We start from the raw sequence: 17848 nt of genomic DNA, 5'->3' as shown, positions 1-17848 counted from the left end.
CAAAAAACGAAATTATGCCAAAAGAATATTCTTTTGTCAAGATATAATATAAAATTTTGAGCATATTTTTTTATATACTCAAAATTTAGGCTAAGTCTAAAGATACTTTTCCGTTTTTGATTTCTGCAACTTTAACTTTAATTTCATTACCTACTTCTAACTTTTCTTTAATCTTAGAATTATGCAATAAACCATCCACGCCTTCTTTAAGTTCTACAAAAACTCCAAATTCTACAACTTTTTGAACTTTTCCTATAAATTCTTCTCCGATATCAAATTTAGGCATTTCCTTTTTGTCGCGCTTTTTGTTAGAACCTTTAGAGTGAAGTAAATTTAATATATACTCTTTGCTTTGAGAAATTAAATCATGATTAATTCCTGTTATCTTAACTTCGCCTTTATCTCTATCTAAGTCGATATTAACTTCAAATTTTTCGATGATTTCTTTTATAGTTTTACCGCCTTGACCTATAATATCAGGGATTTTGTTTGGATCTACATTAAAGATCTCAATCTTTGGTAAAATAGCTTCATTAATAATGATATTTCTATCAGCTTCTTCCATTAGTTTTAAAATATGTTCTCTAGCTTCTTTTGCTTGATATAATGCTTCTTTTAAAACCTGTTGCTCTATACCACCAAGTTTTATATCCATCTGCAAAGCAGTGATTCCATCATAGCTTCCTGCTACTTTAAAATCCATATCTCCATCATGATCTTCAAGCCCCATGATATCGGTTAAAATAGCATATTTTTCATCTTCAAAAACAAGCCCCATCGCCACACCTGCTACTAGTTTTTCACTTTTTACCCCTGCAGCTCTTAAAGCCAATGCACCACCACAAACAGTAGCCATAGAACTAGAACCATTGCTTTCTAAAATTTCAGAAACCAAACGAATTGTATGAACATAATCTGTATTAACACTAGGATACAAAGCTCTTTTTGCTAAATTTCCATGGCCTAGCTCTCTTCTGCCAGGAGCTTTTATAGGGCTAGCTTCGCCCACCGAAAAACCTGGAAAATTATAATTAACCATAAATTTTTCACAAATTGGGTTTTTTTCTGTAAGCATATCTGACATTTGCGCATCATTATCATTTCCCAAGGTGGCCACAACTAAGGCTTGGGTTTGCCCTCTAGTAAAAAGACAAGATCCATGTGCACTTGGTAAAATATTTGTTTCTATGTCTATTTTTCTAACATCCTTTAAACCTCTACCATCTGCTCTTTTATTTTCATTAATAATTTGGTTTCTAATAAGTTCTCTTTTGCATACATGTAAAGCTTTTTCAATATCTTCAAATTTCCATTCGTTTTCAATAGCTATAGATTCGCTTTCAATCTCTTTTGCTATTTGTAAAATTTCACTTGCCCTTTCACTTTTTGCCATTTGATTAATAGCAATTTTAAGTTTTGTTATATAAGTATTTTTTATATAGTCAATAATTTGAATATTATCTGACTCTATTTTAAACTCAAGTTTAGAATTTTTTCTATAAGCAGCAAATGCTTTTTCATATTCATTGGAACCACGCAAGATTGCACTACTTGCAAAATCTAAAGCCTTTAAAGTATCATCTTCGCTAAGTTCATTCATACGGTGTTTATCATCTTGCTTGTTTGCCAAAGCTCTCATTTCTATCATTAAAAGCTCATCTTTAACGCCTGCTACATAAAGATCTAAAGTGCTATTTTTTAACTCGCTATTGCTTGGATTTAAAACAAATTCATTATTTATACGACCTATTCTTACGCCACAAACAGGTGCTTTAATAGGGATATCACTTAAATACAAAGCAACGCTTGCAGCGTTTAAACTCATCACTTGTAAATCTACTTCAGGATCAGCAGAAAGAACCATTACAACAATTTGGGTTGGATATGCATATCCTTTTGGAAAAAGAGGTCTTAAACTTCTATCTATAATCCTAGCACTTAATGTTTCATTGTCGCCTGGCTTAGTTTCTCTTTTTACATAACCTCCTGGAATTTTACCTGCTGCGTAAGCTTTTTCTATATATTGAACTGTAAGAGGCAAAAAATCCTCTTCTACCATTTTTTCTTCTCTTGCCACAGTTGCTAAAACTACTGCATTTTTTTCTTGCATTAAAACTGCACCTGCTGCTTGTTTTGCCACTTTATCGGTATCAAATATTTCAAGATGATTATTGATATTTATTTCATGTCGCATGATTTTCCTTTAAATTTTTATCATAGGCAAAACCAAATAAGCTTTTTAAATTTTAAAAACTAAAACTTAAAAAGCCTGTTTTTATTTTGCCTATAAATTTATATCTAAACAACTTATTGCTCAGATATAAATTTATTTTTTTAAAGGTAAATAATACCTACTTTCTTCTAAAATATCTAAAATTTCGTGAGCTTGCAAAATCGTTTTATTTTTAAAATAAAACTCAATATCTACAAAATGATCAATTTTTTGCACGCAATAAACCTCATCTGCAAAAACACTAATATAATCATATACATCACTTGGCATCAAAGCGGTGGCATAAATAATACTACTAACCTCTTCTTTTAACAAACTTTTTATACATGAAGAAGCAGTAATCCCACTCTCACACCCCTCATGCAACATTAAAATATTTTTTCCTTTTAAATCTTTTAAAAGATTACCTTTTCTATAACGATATACATTCTTTAAAATTTTTTCTTCATAAGTTCTATTTGCCTCACCATAAATATAATCTAAGCTTATATCAAAAGCCTTAACTAAGGCTTCATTATAAACTAATTCTTTTGTTTCGCTAATCATAGCTATTTGACATTCATCATTATTAGGAGCTTTGATTTGCTCTGTAAATAAAAAATCATAGGGTATTTCTAATTTTTTTGCCAATGCATCAACAAAAACTATAGATTTTAAAGAAGGAGTAATAATGATATAATCTTTTAATTTATTTAATGAAAGTAAATCATATAATCTTTCAAGCGCATCTTTTTCATCTTCAAAAAACATTATATAGACCTTTCATTTTCTTCCAGAGAAAAATCATAAGATACGCCACCCAAAGGATAAAAATTAAACATAAAATATACACCACTTTGATCTTTAGCGCTAATCCCACCACTAGTAAGTTTAGGTGAAATATCCTTACGATACATCAAAGAATAATTCCAACACTTTCTTTGATAAGTATAACCTATCTCCCATTTTTCAGGATCTTTATTCAAATCAAACCACAAACCCCCAAATATTTGATAGTTGGTATTTATATCATACTGAGCTTTAGTTCCTAAAAAATTATATTTTTCTTTTTCATATATTCTATAGGCATGATTTAAACTAACTTTCCACTCACCATAATCAAATAAGACCTCACTAAATACTTTATCAAAGCGATTATCTACCCCTGAATATTCTGCCTCATTTCTTAAACTTATATAATCATTATAAAAATATTCCACAACATTATCAAAACCACCAAAACTACCTTCTTTGGTAAAATACTTAGTCTTTAAACTATGATATAGCTTTTTTTTGCCTAAAGCACTATAAAAATACTGATACATCGAAAAATTAAACTGCTCAGGATCATCTTTTAATTCTATAAAATCTTCGGTAATTTTACCTGATTTGGCTCCAGGTATAAAATAATTAGCACCTAAATACAAGGTATGATAAAAATTTTCATAAGGTTTAGAAAGATCTGTATATAAAGAAAAATTATGTGAATTTCTAAACAAATGCTCTTGATTTTTAATATCTGTATTAGAATAATCTACAAAATTTGCATAAACTCTTTCTGTAAAGGCAAAATTTAAAAAATCATCCAAAAAACTTGTATGATAAATTAAAGGTAAATCAAAATCTAAAGTTTTAGCATAAATACCCGTATGTCTATAATATCTATGAAAAGAAGCATCTAAGCTATACTGTATATAGTTATCAAAAAAACCATTTAAATATCTATGATATTGAAAAGAAGGGTATTCTTGCATGGTATCTTTGTTGCTAATTTTAGAAGTGTCTATATAATACTTTGCATAAGCACCATAATAATTATCATCATCAGATAAGAAATAATTTATTTTTGAGGTAACCAAAGAAGCTTCAGTTTTTGCACTAGAGCTTAAGTTCATATAATCTACATCATTTAAATAAGTAGCATCAATCCATAAACCTTCTTGAAATTCATCGCTCAAAAGGCTCTTGAGTAAAGCTTCACTTGAATATTTAATCTCTAAACCATAATGTTCTTTGTTTTTTAAATTTTCTTCTTTTTTATAGCTTGATTTTTCTCCAAAAATACCACCACTAATTTCACCTTGAGAATAAGGACTATCAATAAATCTTAAAGTTGAGTATAATCCATAGCCTCTTTTTGTCCTAATTTGAGGTTCAAATTGAATATCTGCATTATCATCAATAACATAATAGATTGGTTGGTTATAATATAACCCCTCGCTTTGTTTTAAAACCACCTGAGGAATTAACAAACCACTTTTCCTTTTAGTGTCTACACTAAAGCCAAAATACGGCAAATACATCACAGGAGTATTTTTTACATACAATCTTGCATTATAAAGATGTAGAAAATTACTCTCTTTATTTAATTTTCCTTCATCAAAACGAATTTCCCAATCAGGATTTTCAACATTACAACTAGAAACAACCGACTTTTTAGTTACAACAAACTTATCATTTAAATCTGCTTGATGACATTGCAACCAAACCTCTAAATCGTTATTTGAAAAAAATAAATTTTTAAAAGCTGTTGTGTTATTTTTAAGATTAATTTTAGTATAAGTAGAATTGGTTCTTTCTTTTTGCCCTCGTAAGATATTTACATCACCAAATAATTCTAAATCTTTAGTTGTTTCATTAAATTTAGCCTCACTTGCGGTGATTAAATACAAATCAGAAACTACAACTACATTATTTTTTGCTTCTATAATATCATTTTTTTTTACAGCATCTAAAGCATAAATATCTACCTTAGAAGCATATAAACTTCCTATACAAGCTAAAGAAAGTAATATTTTACGCAAGATCTATCACCACTGTTTTTGCTGCATAATCATGCCAAGTTTTTAAAACAATATTACTCAAGGCCCAAGCAAAACCTAAACCATATAACATATCGCTAATTTGTCTTACACCTGCCCTTAAAGCACTTTGGGTAAAATTTGGCTTATCTAGCAATTCTTGGTCAATCACCATAATTTTCAAAAGCATTTTCCCTAAAGTTGCACCGTATAAATAAGTAAATAAACTATGATACGCAAACTGTAAAATCAAAATTCCACCAGCAAAGCGCATTAAAAGATTATGAATTTCATCATAAGTTTGCATAGAATTAATTTTATCAAGCAAAATAATACTTACAATAGCTAAAATTACAAAACTATCAATAATATAAGCTAAAAATCTTTTTTTAAAACTTGCTATTTTTAGCTCTTCTTTTTCTAGTTTATTAAATAATTCTTGATTTGCACTCATTTAAGAACCTGAAAAGCAATATCTTTTCTATATTGTTTTCCTTTAAAATGAACATTTTCACAAAGCATATAAGCGTTTTTTTGAGCTTCCTCAATGCTTTTTCCAGTTCCCACACAAACTAATACACGACCACCACTAGCATACAATTTATCATCTTCCAAACTTACACCAGCATAAGAAATATGAGAATTTTGCGGGACATTATCTATCTCAATCAAGGCTTTTGGTGAATCCTTGTAAGGATAATTTTTACTTGCGCAAACCACACCCACAGCAAATTCATTTTTAATTTTTATATGAGTATTAGCAAGATTTTTATTCACACATGCTAAAAATAAATCCAAAGGATTTTCTATCAAAGGCATCAAAACCTCACACTCAGGATCGCCAAAACGCACATTATACTCTAAAACATAAGGTTTATTATTTACAACCATTAAACCTATAAACAACACTCCAACAAATTCAGCACCTTCTTCTTTCATACCTTTAAGAGTTGATGCCACTATATCTTTTTTCACCTGCTCTAACAAATTCTCACTTGCTAAAGCACTTGGGGCATAAGCTCCCATGCCACCTGTATTAGGTCCTTTATCATTATCTAATAATCTTTTATGATCTTGTGCAGCAGGCAATAATATAAAATCATTTCCATCACAAACTGCAAATACACTTAACTCAAAGCCATCAAGATATTCTTCAATCACAACAATTTTTCCAGCTTCCCCAAAGCTTTCTCCACTTAGCATATTTTTAGTAGCTTCTAAAGCCTCCTCATGACTTTGCGCGATAATCACCCCTTTACCCGCACATAAGCCATCTGCTTTTACCACTATAGGAGGTGTTAAGGATGTAATAAATTTCTTAGCTTTTTCATAATCTGTTGTATTTAAAAATTTAGCTGTTTTAATTTTATATTTTTTTAAAAAACTCTTCATATAAGATTTTGAAGCCTCTAGCATAGCAGCGGCTTTAGTAGGCCCAAAAATAGCAATATTGTTTTCTTTAAAAAGATCTACTATACCCTCTGCTAAAAAATTTTCGCTCCCAACTATACAAAGATCAATTTCAGATGCTTTTGCATAAGCTGTAATCACCTTAGGATCTTTCATATTAAGATTAGTTCCTATTTTAGCAGTAGCACCATTTCCTGGAGCAAAATAAAATTCTAAATTATCATTTGTTTTTTGAAGAGCCAAAGCGATAGAATACTCTCTTGCACCGCTTCCTAATATTAAAATTTTCATTATTTTCCTTAAAAGTGTTGCAAAAACCCAAATGGCCGGAGTATAAGTGTCTGACCCTCAAAAAGTCAAAGTATGCCATTAGGTGATTTTTAAAGGCTGCAGCTTCTCGCTTTTCTCAAAACTCAAACGAAGTCACAGAACACGGTAAATCACACATCACAGCTTATAATTAATGTGTTGGATCCTCTTTAATACCATATCGAACCATTTAGGCAATATAATTATAACTAAGAAAACTTAAAAATAGGGTTTAAAAAGGATTTTTATAAAATTTTAAATTTAGTTTTAGAATCTTTTTTTAAGAAATATTTCCCTTCTAAGATAACATCAGCAACAGGCGCCCATATAGTCTTTTCATCTACATAAACTATATCAAATTCAGTATTTTTCATTAATCCTTGATAATTTACTTTTTTAGGCGCATGCTTAACTACATAATAAGGATTCATTGCAAAAATTTGAATCTTCATGCTAACATACAAATCAGGATTAGAAGTAACTACCAAAAAACTCTTTTCACATTCTTTTCGAACCTTTTTAACATAGGAAAGTAATAATTGATCATTTGGGTTTAATGCATGTTTATTTAGTCTATTTAAATAAAGCTCAGCAAAAGAAAGCGTACAAAAAGAAATTTCACTTGCTGTTTTAAAATAAGAGTTTTTAATGCTTGTTGATTTTAAAGATTTTTTCCAAATTTCTATATCTAGTTTTGTTGCACATATATTTAAACCCTGCTTAATCTTTTCAAAAAGCTTTTCTCTTGCCATATTAAAACTATTACTAAAAATTGTAAAATTTTTTTCATAAAAAGATTTTTTTATCAACTCTAGTCTTTCTACGCTTTTAGTAAAATAATCAGCTTCGTTTTTTAATTCTATTAGTTTTTGTTTTTTACCTTGTATCATTTCTTCTAGTTCATGGTGTTTTTTTCCACCTTCTGCTTCTAATCTTGCTTGTTTTGATTTTATATCTGTTATTAAAGTGCTCATTTGACGATCAAGCGCTAATTTTCTATTTTTTCTGTTATCAATTGAAGCCAAAAGTGCTTGATAATGACACTGATGAGATAAAAAAACCTCTTCATATAAGCGTTCCATATTGATATGCTTTTGCTTGTCTTTCATATCTTTATATGACATTTCAAGGTGCACTATGATATTTTTCATTGCAGAAAAATCAGCTTGATTGATAGTATTATCCGAAAATAATAAAGTATCTAAAGCCTTATATAAAAAACGCTTCATAGCAAAAAAATCAATAATATATGGCACCTCATCTGTGTTAATGTCTTTTACTGCATTAATTGACAAGGTTTCATTATAAAAATATCTTTGAATGGCTTGTGGGATAGTTAAATTTAATGTGATTTTATCAAGATTATCATAATCTGTTTCTCTATAAAGTTCTTGAACATAAGCATCGCGTCTTGTCAGTCTTAAATCTTCTAATTCATCATCACTATCTGTTTTCCAGAAATCTCTTTCTTTGATAAAATCACCATCTGTAAATTCTTGAAATTTAGAAGGACGTAAATCGGTAATATGCTTTCCATCGGATCTAAATTCAACAAACATACCAACCGTTGGCATACTTCTTTTATCATGCCATGCGTGTTTATTAAATTCAAAAAATGTTTTTGCTAGATTGATTACTGTTCCTCTTCCAGTAGCATCCACATAAACCATTATTTTTCCGTGCATATCCAAATCCTTGATTTAAAGAAAAATTCAATTCTTATTTTAACTTTGTTTTCATAAATTTACAATTATATTTTAAAATTTCACAAAATAAACGTCTTTAGGTATTTTATTTATGTTTTTATATCAATATTTTAAAAACCCAAAACAAACAGGTGCGTTTTGCGCAAGCTCTAAAAAATTAAGTAAACTCATAACTTCTCATGTCCAACATGCAAAAAATATCGTTGAAATAGGGCCTGGTACAGGAAGTTTTACAAAGTATATCCTCAAACAAAAAAGCCATAATGCAAGTTTTTTTGCCGTAGAAATCAATCCTCAAATGGCAAAAAAATTAAAGCAAAAGATAAAAAATATAGATATAGAAGTCAACTCAGCAGAATTTTTACCAAATATGTTAGAAAAAAGAGCGATCAATAGTGTAGATTTAATTATCTCAGGAATTCCTTGGGCTTTATTAAATTCCAAAGAACAAGATTTATTGCTAAAATCCATTCATGATGCTTTAGAGGAAAATGGTTGTTTTGCAACATTTGCTTATATACTCCCAACACCAAAAGGGAGAGCTTTTAAGAAAAAACTTTTTGCCACTTTTAGCAAGGTAGAAATTTCACCTATCATTTGGCAAAATCTTCCCCCTGCTTTTGTTTATTTTTGCACTAAATGATCATTCCCATTCAATCGTTGCTGGTGGCTTGCTAGAAATATCATACACTACGCGATTGATTCCTTCTACTTCATTAATAATACGACGTGAAATATTTTCTAATAATTCATAAGGTAAATGAGAAAAAGTTGCAGTCATACCATCGCTTGCATTAACAACACGCACGCAAACTGCATTATCATAGGTTCTATTATCACCCATTACACCAACACTTTGCACGTTTAAAAGCACACAAAAAGCTTGCCATGTCTTATCATACCAGCCACTGCTTTTTAATTCTTCAATCAAAATAACATCTGCTTTTCTTAAAAGATCCAAACTAGGCTCATTTACCTCACCCATTATACGTATAGCAAGGCCTGGCCCTGGGAAAGGGTGACGATAAACTACATCTTTACTTAAGCCAAGCTCCATTCCCAAAGCTCTTACCTCATCTTTAAAAATTTCCTTTAATGGCTCGATGAGTTTTAAATTCATCTTTTCAGGTAAACCACCCACATTATGATGAGATTTTATAGTCTTACTAGCTCCTACAACCGAACTTTCAATAATATCAGTATACAAAGTCCCTTGTACTAGATATTTTACATCTTTATGTTTTTTAGCTTCTTCTTCAAAAACTTCTATGAAAGTATTTCCTATGATTTTTCTCTTTTGTTCAGGATCTCTTACCCCTGCTAAACGACTTAAGAAAATCTCTCTAGCATCAATACTGATTAAATCAATGCCCAAGGTGTGTCTAAACATATACTCAACTTGTTCTTTTTCACCACTTCTTAAAAGACCATTATCAACAAAAACAACTACTACTTGATCTTTTATCGCACTTGCTAACAATGCAGCCACCACGCTACTATCAACTCCGCCACTTACTGCACAAAGTACTTTATCATTTCCTACTTCTTCTTTGATTTTTTGTGCTTGAGTTTTTGCAAAAGATCCCATATTCCATACACTATCACAATTACATGCATACTTAGCAAAATTTTTCAAGATGCTTTTTCCAAATTCACTATGTTGCACTTCAGGGTGAAATTGTAAAGCAAAAAATTTACGCTTCTCATCTCCAAATACACAAAATGGACTATTTTCGCTAGTCGCTAAAACCTCAAAACCTTGTGGCAAATTCTCAACCTTATCAGAATGGCTCATCCATACCGTTTGCTTTTTAGGTAAATTTTTAAACAAATCGCTATCATTTTGAATATCTATAGTTGCTTTACCATATTCTTTATGGCCTGCTGGGGCAACATTTGCTCCAAAATGATGTGCCATAAGTTGCATACCATAGCATATTCCTAAAACTGGTATATTTAAATTAAAAACACCCTTATCACAAAAATAAGCATCATTTGCATATACACTAGCTGGCCCACCACTTAAAATAATACCCTTAGGCTCTTTAGCTTTGATCTCATCTAAACTTACGTTAAAAGGTAAAATTTCTGCATACACACCTTGCTCTCTTAATCTTCTAGCAATGAGTTGTGTATATTGTGAACCAAAGTCCAAAACTAAAATATCTGCTTTTTTCATCTAACTCCTTTATAAATTTAACAATTGAAATTGTACATACCAAACTATAATAGATATTATATAACCAACCAAAATCGTCCATGCATATTTTAAATGAGCGTTAAAAGTATAAATTCCCTTCATTTTGCCCATCACTCCTACTCCAGCAGCTGAACCAAAGCTGATCAAAGACCCCCCTATTCCTGCTGTAAGAGTTACTAAAAGCCATTGAGTATCATCCATGCTTGGATTTGCCTTTAATACCGCACTCATAACCGGAACATTATCTACAATAGCAGATAAAAATCCTACTCCTATATTAATACTAGTAGCTCCAAATTTTGCATAAAGATCAGAAGCATAAGCAAGCCAACCAACAAAATGCAAGGCGCCCACAGCAGATAAAATACCAAAGAAAAATAATAAAGTGTCCATCTCAATACGCGTCATATAATGAAAAATATTTAAATCTTTTTTACCTTGTTTTCTGTTGAAAAAATACATATACAAACTAAGCAATGAAAGGCCAAAAATCATACCCCACATTGCAGGTAAATCACAAATACTATGAATAAATACCGCCAAAGCTATAGTTAAAAAACCAAGCACAATAAAAACTTTACCACCTGGTTTAATCTCGACTTTTTCTAAATTATCCTTATGGAAATTTGGCTTAATATTAGGCACATAACGTGACAATAAATAAGCAGTAAGCAACCAGCCAATAAAAGAGGCAGGAAAAAGAGCAAAAAATTCAAAAAACGTGGCTTTTTTTGCTGTCCAAACCATTAAAGTAGTAATATCACCAAAAGGCGACCAAGCTCCACCAGCATTAGCTGCTACTACAATATTTATAGCACCTGGGATTAAAAATTCTTTATTATGTTTATCTATAGTTAAAAGCACAGTGGATAAAATCAAAGCTGTTGTAAGATTGTCCGCAATTGGGGAAATAAAAAAAGCTAAAATACCTGTTAGCCAAAATAACTTTCTATAAGTATAACCCTTGCTTACAAGTTTGTATTTTAAAGTTTCAAAAACCGATCTTTCTATCAAGGCTTCTATAAAAGTCATAGCAGCTATTAAGAAAAACACAATTTGCGCAATTTCTAAAATAAGATGATTTACACTTTCTTCAAGTATTTGTGTGTCTAAATCATTCATTACCATATATATACCAATGATAATAAAAGAAAAAGTTCCTATAAATAAAGCAGGCTTAGTTTTATTGATATGATATTTCTCTTCTGCTGCGATAAAATAATAACCCAATATAAAAATTATTAAAATACCTATACCTAAAGCACTAAAAGCTAAATTTAGCTCATGTGTTTGACTAGCTAACAAAAAACTAACACCAAAACAAAGTAAAAAAAGTATTTTATTCATATTTCACTCTCCAAAGATTGGAATTTTTTTATTTCCTTTACACTGCCATTATTATCTTTTATCTCATAAAATGGAGCATCCTTATAACCACATGCATTTAGAAATATTAATAAAAAAAATGTTAAAATAATTAAATGAAAATTAAAACGAGTCATTACATCATCAACGAGCTTGCTGATTTTAAACATTATAAACCTTTAAAAATATTTTTTCAATATAAAGAGTTTTTAAATTTATTTAATCACAATCACCAACAAATGATTACTAAACTCTTTATAAAAAATAATACTTTGATTATTTTAGTTAAGCACCACATTGCATATATGGAATTAAATCACGATAATACCAAAAAAATGATTAAAAGTCTCATAAAAAACTATACTTTAGCTAGGCCAATGAGTAATTTTGCAAAGGTAGAAAACATAAAAATACTCAGCGATCAAAACTTTATTTCTAAAAACAAAACTTTTAATGAGCATAAAAAAGCTCACTTAGAGCTTTCTAATGGAAATTTTAAAAATCATTTTGAAAATCCTATTTTACATAACAAATTTGAAGAACTGCGAAAGCTTATAAAAAATGCTTGAAAATGAACTCAAAACCTTACCAAATTTACCTGGTGTATATCAATACTTTGATATTCAAGGTAAGCTTTTATATGTAGGTAAGGCCAAGAATTTAAAAAACCGTGTTAGAAGTTATTTTAACTTCACTCCAAATCTTTGCCCAAATCCTAATAATAGCTTAAGAATTCAAAAAATGATTAGCCAAACACATCATTTAGAATTTATCACCACAAAAAGCGAGGCTGATGCTTTAATACTAGAAAATTCTTTTATAAAGCAACTTCATCCAAAATACAATATACTATTAAGAGATGATAAAACCTACCCTTATATTTACATAGATTTAAACGAAGATTTTCCTAGATTTGAAATTACAAGAAAAATCATCAAAAAAAACAAAATAAAATATTTTGGTCCATTTTTTAAAGGAGCAAAAGAGCTTTTAAATGCTTTGTATTTATCATTTGAACTAAGACAAAAAAAATCCTGCAAAGAACTTTGCCTTTTTTATCAAATTAAACGCTGTAAAGGACCATGTGAAGAAAAAATCTCTAAACAAGAATATGAAAAAATTATCCAAAAGGCCACTCAAGCTCTTTTAAATCCCTTATCTTTAACAAAAAACCTAGAAAATAAAATGCTTGAATATGCAAAAAATGAAAACTACGAAGAAGCAGCTATTATAAGGGATCAAATCAAAATAATAGAAGATTTAAGCGTAAAAATACAAATAGACCTTGCAAAATTAGAAGATTTTGATGTTTTTGCCATATATCATGAAGAAAATATACTCTCTATGGTACGTTTTGTTATAAATAATGGTAGAATAATTAGCTCAAACCATAAAGTGCTAACCCTAAATCATCAAGATAAATTTGACCTAAATGCAGTATATAAACAATACATATTAGAAAATTACACCCAAGATAGCCCAATAAATTCAACCCGAATTTATACGCATGAAGAATTTGAAGATATGAACCTTTTGCAAAATTTACTTAGTGAAAGGTTTTCTAGGAAATTTCATCTTAAAACTCCAAAACTTGGTGAAAAAAAGGCCTTATGCGAACTTGCACTAGAAAATGCAAAAATAAACATACAAAAACACTTAAAAAGTGATGATTATTTATTTTTAAAAGAATTAAAAGAATTTTTTAACCTACAAAACTATCCTAATTATATAGAAATTTTTGACAATTCCCATATGCAAGGTGAAGCAAATGTCGGTGCTTTAGTAGCTTATAAAGATGGAAAATTTGATAAAAGCTCTTATAGACACTACCATTTATCCTATAAAAATGATTATGATCAAATGCTTCAAACACTTAGCAAAAGAGCTATGTCATTTGATAAAAATCCTCCGCCTGATTTATGGTTAATTGATGGGGGAGATGCTTTATTAAAACTAGCAAATGATATCATCAAAAGTTCTGGGGCAAATGTAGATATTTTAGCGATTTCTAAAGAAAAAATGGATACAAAAGCTTATAGGGCAAAAGGAAGTGCGAAAGATAAAATTTATACCCAAGAAGGTAAAATTCAACTTTCAACTGATGATAAAAAATTACAATTTTTGCAAAAATTACGCGATGAAGCACATCGCTTTGCAATTAGTTTTCATCAAAAAACAAAAAGAAAACAAGATTTGCAAAGTTCTAGATTAATACAACTTGGAATTTCCCAAGGATATATTAAAAAATTTTTAGATTATTATGGTAGTTTTGATGAAATTAGCAAAGCTAGTTTTGATGAATTAAAATCACTTTCCAATGCAAAAATAGCTAAATTAATCAAGGAAAATTCATGATATTATTTATTAGTCTTTTGACTTTAATTTTATGTTTTTTAAATTATTATTTTTTATATCCTATCGATCAAAAACTATTCTTCATTTATACTTTTATAAGTATTTTGATTTTTATCATTGCGTGTGTTTATATAATCTTAAAAAATCAAAAAATCAAAAAAAATAAAATTTTAACACAAGAAATTGAAAAATATCTTTCTCTGTCAAAATCAAATTCTTTGGAAGAATTAAAAGAAAATTTAAAGCTATCGTTTGATTTAATCAACAAGCAATTGCAAGATCAAAAGCTACAAAACCAACTTACACAAAAAGATTTTCAATATCTTATCCAAGGTTTAAATTACTTACAAACAGATAATTTATACACACTAAAACCAATTTTACAACAATACCACCACAATAAAATTCCCATAAATGATTGTTTTGAAAATATACATGCAGGTATCATAAACAACAATGTTATTGAAAATTTTCTTTTGCAATGTATATTATCAAATATAGGAATTAGTAGTGAAATTACAAAGGATTACAAAGAAAAGAATTTTAGCCTTATTATCTCAAAAGAAAAGGTTGATGATATTTTAAATTTTACTTTTACTAAAATTTGTGCTGAAGATATTATTAATTTTTTAAATGCCAATTTCACACAAGAAACTTACAAAAAAAGAAATTCTCATAATGTTTTGATTTTTAAATCTACTAGTTTTGAAAACGATCTTATTTTAAATATAACCAATCAATTTTGCCAAAACAACCAAACTGTAAATAATTTAAGTGATTTTAAAAAATCTTTACAATTAAATTTCAAATTGATTTTAATTGATTATGAAGTTATAAAATTTGATCTTACACATATCAGTCAAATTTTGCAAGAATATAAAATAAAAAATTCACAAAATACCATTTTACTTTTTTCCAAAGATAGAGTTAAAAACTGTGATTTTGCCAATATAATCTTAAATGATATTAACAAAAATGAATGGTTGGCATTGTTAAAACAATATATCAATCAAGTTTAGTTCTATGATTTATAGCTTTATGCAAAGATATAAAATCAACATTTTCCAAACTCACACCACTTGGAATACCTTGAGCTATTTGCGAAAAACTTAAATTTAAATCTTTTAATTTTTCTTCTATAAAAAAAACAATAGCATCAGAATTTAAGCCTTGCGTGAAAGCAAAAAATATTTCTGTGGTTTTATTATACTCAATCATGCTTCTTAATTTTATAATATTTTCTTCACTTGTATCATCAAGTACAAAATAAAGCCCATCATAACTTCCACTATCTTCTAAAACCAAGACATCTTTAGAATCTTGAACTATACAGATAATATTACGATTTCTTTCTATATTAGAACAAACTTCACATAATTCATTTTCACTTAAAGCACCACATTGTGTGCATTTTCTTATCATTCTTATGGATTCTTCAATATGATAAGCAAGTTTAGAACCCAACAAAGGATCTTTTATACAAACATGATATGCAAGCCTTAAAGCAGATTTTTTTCCTATAGTAGGCAATGCAGAAAAAGCAGCTACTAGCTCATTAAATTTTTCTAAGCCTTTCAAAATTATTTCAACCTTGAAAAAACAATTTTAAAAGTATGATAACCATCTTCATAACTATAGGTTAGATTATAACCATGAAGATTGCAAATATTATTAATAATATAAAGCCCTAGTCCCATTCCTTCTACTTGAGTATTATGCTCTCTTACAAAAGGTTTTAAATAATAATCAAAAGTTTTTTTAAGTTGAATTCCCTTATTTCTAACAATAATATAATCTCCAGAACATATAATCTCACAAGCTTTGTCAACTGAGTATTTAATAGCATTATCAATTAAATTTTTAAGCATTAAAGAAAAGAGTTCTAGATCAGCAACTATCATAGTATCCTCTTTATAAGTAATTTTTACTTTTTGATAAAAATCATCTCTCATTAAATAATCTTCAGCCTGCTCTAAAATCAAACTCAGATGATAAGTTTGCAAATTAAGCTGGCAATTTCTTGATAAAACTTTTTCAATTTTTCCAAATTCATCTATTAATAATTCAAGTCTTTCAAAAATTGCCACCAAACGATCTTTTTGCTTTTGATTATCTAGCATTTCACAAACTATCCTACCTTTTCCAATAGGTGTTTTAAGCTCATGCATAATCATTCTTAAGAAAAACTGTCTTGATTTTACAAGTTCTTGAATTTTATTGATAGCATGATCAAATTCAAAAGAAATTTCAGAAATTTCATCATTAATCTGAGAATACTCAGATAAAGGTTCAATTTTACCTGCACTAATATTTTTAATTTTCTTTTTTAAAATTTTTAAAGGCATTAAAGATCTTAATACTGAAAAATATAAAAATATAATCAAAATCAAACTAAAAAAGAAACTTAATAAAAATAAATATTCTAAACGCGTGGAAGCATTTAATTCATAAAGATGTTTTGTATTTAACCTTTCTACATAGAAAAAAATTTGATTATGATAAATAATAGAAGAAAAACTTCCATATAAAGAATTAATCCTAAATACCTTTTCACCTTTTGCAATGATATGTTTTGCGCTGCGATCATTTTCAACTAATTTAAAAGATTTAGAAAGAAGATACTCATGTATTGAAAAATCTTCTTTTCTTTCTAGGTTGTATATTATTTTTTCTACAATTTCTTTTTGCCTTCCTTGTTCGTTAGTTAAATAAGAATCAATCTGAACCTTTCCTAAAAGCACAAACAAGGCACAAACAAATAAAAAAGCTGTTGCAAAAAGAACGGTGATTTTAAGATTAATAGTTACTTTCATCCTATTAATTTATATCCTATTCCTCTAACTGAAAAAATATGTTTTGGCGCTTTTGAGCTATCACCAATTTTAGTTCTAAGTCTACCAATAATAACATCTAAGCTTTTAGAATCTTTATCTTTTAAGCTTTTGCAATGATACACAAGTTGTTCTCTGCTAACCGAAAAACCATGCTGTCTTATCATATAGCTTAAAATTTCATACTCAGCAGGAGTTAAAACCAAAACCTCATCATTGTAACTTATCTCATGTCTTTTTTCATCAATTTTAAATGCCGAATTGATTATTTTCTCGGGAGTTTCATTGGTTCGTTTAGAACGACGAATCAAACTCATAATTCTTGCGTGCATTTCTTTTGGATCATATGGTTTTGGCAAGTAATCATCTGCACCTATTTGAAGTCCTACAATTTTATCACTCAAATCACTTCTAGCTGAAGAAATAATAATAGGAATACTATATTTTTCTCTTATTTCACGACAAACTTCAAGACCATCAAGTCCAGGTAAAGTTAAATCAAGAATTAAACAATCATAGTTTTTTATACCAGCACTCATTCCCAAATATGGATCTTCATAATTAGTAACTTTTATATTAAACTGGGCCAAATATTCTGCCAAAAACTCTGCAAAATCTGGATCATCTTCGATCATTAAAACATTAATCATCTCTACCCC

15 protein-coding genes are annotated in these 17848 nt (G+C 28.9%); 4 read left to right on the top strand and 11 right to left on the bottom strand.

Annotated elements, in window-relative coordinates:
* Window positions 1-85 precede the first annotated feature (85 nt).
* The 6 genes from CAMP5082_RS06615 to CAMP5082_RS06590 all read right to left on the bottom strand — a co-directional run bounded on the left by CAMP5082_RS06615 (window position 86) and on the right by CAMP5082_RS06590 (window position 8417).
* Window positions 86-2194 (bottom strand): polyribonucleotide nucleotidyltransferase, encoded by a 2109-nt coding sequence (locus CAMP5082_RS06615; RefSeq protein WP_337206273.1) that lies wholly within the window; start codon window positions 2192-2194, stop codon window positions 86-88.
* 132 nt (window positions 2195-2326) lie between these two features.
* On the bottom strand, window positions 2327-2983 hold the full coding sequence (locus tag CAMP5082_RS06610; protein WP_337206272.1) for a phosphoribosyltransferase: 657 nt from the start codon (window positions 2981-2983) through the stop codon (window positions 2327-2329).
* Window positions 2983-5019, bottom strand: coding sequence for an LPS-assembly protein LptD (locus CAMP5082_RS06605; RefSeq protein ID WP_337206274.1), 2037 nt, complete (start codon window positions 5017-5019; stop codon window positions 2983-2985). The genes CAMP5082_RS06610 and CAMP5082_RS06605 overlap by 1 nt, the downstream gene beginning before the upstream one ends.
* The gene (locus CAMP5082_RS06600) at window positions 5009-5467 is read right to left on the bottom strand and encodes an RDD family protein (RefSeq protein ID WP_337206271.1); all 459 of its coding nucleotides are present in this window, start codon (window positions 5465-5467) and stop codon (window positions 5009-5011) included. Before CAMP5082_RS06600 ends, CAMP5082_RS06605 begins: the two co-directional genes overlap by 11 nt.
* A complete protein-coding gene (gene purD / locus CAMP5082_RS06595) occupies window positions 5464-6714 on the bottom strand; it encodes a phosphoribosylamine--glycine ligase (RefSeq protein ID WP_337206270.1) in 1251 nt (416 codons plus the stop codon). Before purD ends, CAMP5082_RS06600 begins: the two co-directional genes overlap by 4 nt.
* 263 nt (window positions 6715-6977) lie before the next feature.
* Window positions 6978-8417 (bottom strand): hypothetical protein, encoded by a 1440-nt coding sequence (locus tag CAMP5082_RS06590; RefSeq protein ID WP_337206269.1) that lies wholly within the window; start codon window positions 8415-8417, stop codon window positions 6978-6980.
* Between the two features lie 112 nt (window positions 8418-8529).
* On the opposite strand from CAMP5082_RS06590, the gene CAMP5082_RS06585 reads away from it, so the two are divergent.
* The gene (locus CAMP5082_RS06585) at window positions 8530-9081 is read left to right on the top strand and encodes a class I SAM-dependent methyltransferase (RefSeq protein WP_263664184.1); all 552 of its coding nucleotides are present in this window, start codon (window positions 8530-8532) and stop codon (window positions 9079-9081) included.
* Here CAMP5082_RS06585 and guaA read toward each other — a convergent pair whose 3' ends face one another.
* Together guaA and nhaD are read right to left on the bottom strand one after the other, a co-directional pair.
* Entirely contained in the window at window positions 9082-10617 is a 1536-nt protein-coding gene (gene guaA / locus CAMP5082_RS06580) for a glutamine-hydrolyzing GMP synthase (RefSeq protein WP_337206268.1), read from the bottom strand.
* Between the two features lie 9 nt (window positions 10618-10626).
* Window positions 10627-11985 carry a sodium:proton antiporter NhaD gene (gene nhaD, locus CAMP5082_RS06575; RefSeq protein ID WP_263725326.1) on the bottom strand — a complete coding sequence of 453 codons (1359 nt, stop codon included), beginning with the start codon at window positions 11983-11985 and terminating at the stop codon, window positions 10627-10629.
* A 134-nt stretch (window positions 11986-12119) separates the two neighbouring features.
* On the opposite strand from nhaD, the gene CAMP5082_RS06570 reads away from it, so the two are divergent.
* Genes CAMP5082_RS06570 through CAMP5082_RS06560 form a run of 3 tightly spaced genes read left to right on the top strand, consistent with a single transcriptional unit; the run spans window position 12120 to window position 15377 of the window.
* Window positions 12120-12572 (top strand): hypothetical protein, encoded by a 453-nt coding sequence (locus CAMP5082_RS06570; RefSeq protein ID WP_263664181.1) that lies wholly within the window; start codon window positions 12120-12122, stop codon window positions 12570-12572.
* Window positions 12565-14358, top strand: a complete 1794-nt coding sequence (uvrC, locus tag CAMP5082_RS06565) for an excinuclease ABC subunit UvrC (RefSeq protein WP_337206267.1) — start codon at window positions 12565-12567, stop codon at window positions 14356-14358. Before CAMP5082_RS06570 ends, uvrC begins: the two co-directional genes overlap by 8 nt.
* Entirely contained in the window at window positions 14355-15377 is a 1023-nt protein-coding gene (locus tag CAMP5082_RS06560; RefSeq protein ID WP_337206266.1) for a hypothetical protein, read from the top strand. The genes uvrC and CAMP5082_RS06560 overlap by 4 nt, the downstream gene beginning before the upstream one ends.
* Here CAMP5082_RS06560 and CAMP5082_RS06555 read toward each other — a convergent pair.
* The 3 genes from CAMP5082_RS06555 to CAMP5082_RS06545 are packed head-to-tail and all read right to left on the bottom strand — an operon-like array spanning window position 15364 to window position 17839.
* Window positions 15364-15939: a recombination protein RecR gene (locus CAMP5082_RS06555; protein WP_263687820.1), complete on the bottom strand. Its 576-nt coding sequence runs from the start codon at window positions 15937-15939 to the stop codon at window positions 15364-15366. The two genes, CAMP5082_RS06560 and CAMP5082_RS06555, sit on opposite strands and share 14 nt — an antisense overlap.
* A complete protein-coding gene (locus CAMP5082_RS06550; protein ID WP_337206265.1) occupies window positions 15939-17171 on the bottom strand; it encodes an ArsS family sensor histidine kinase in 1233 nt (410 codons plus the stop codon). The genes CAMP5082_RS06555 and CAMP5082_RS06550 overlap by 1 nt, the downstream gene beginning before the upstream one ends.
* Complete coding sequence (locus CAMP5082_RS06545) at window positions 17168-17839, bottom strand: response regulator transcription factor (protein WP_012661225.1); 672 nt, start codon at window positions 17837-17839, stop codon at window positions 17168-17170. The genes CAMP5082_RS06550 and CAMP5082_RS06545 overlap by 4 nt, the downstream gene beginning before the upstream one ends.
* Between the last annotated feature and the right edge of the window lie 9 nt (window positions 17840-17848).

Origin of the sequence: Campylobacter sp. LMG 17559 (assembly GCF_024723605.1) — a bacterium.
Taxonomy (GTDB): domain Bacteria; phylum Campylobacterota; class Campylobacteria; order Campylobacterales; family Campylobacteraceae; genus Campylobacter_D.
Note: the sequence above shows the minus strand (reverse complement) of the source record. Positions and strands in the feature narration are given on the sequence as shown.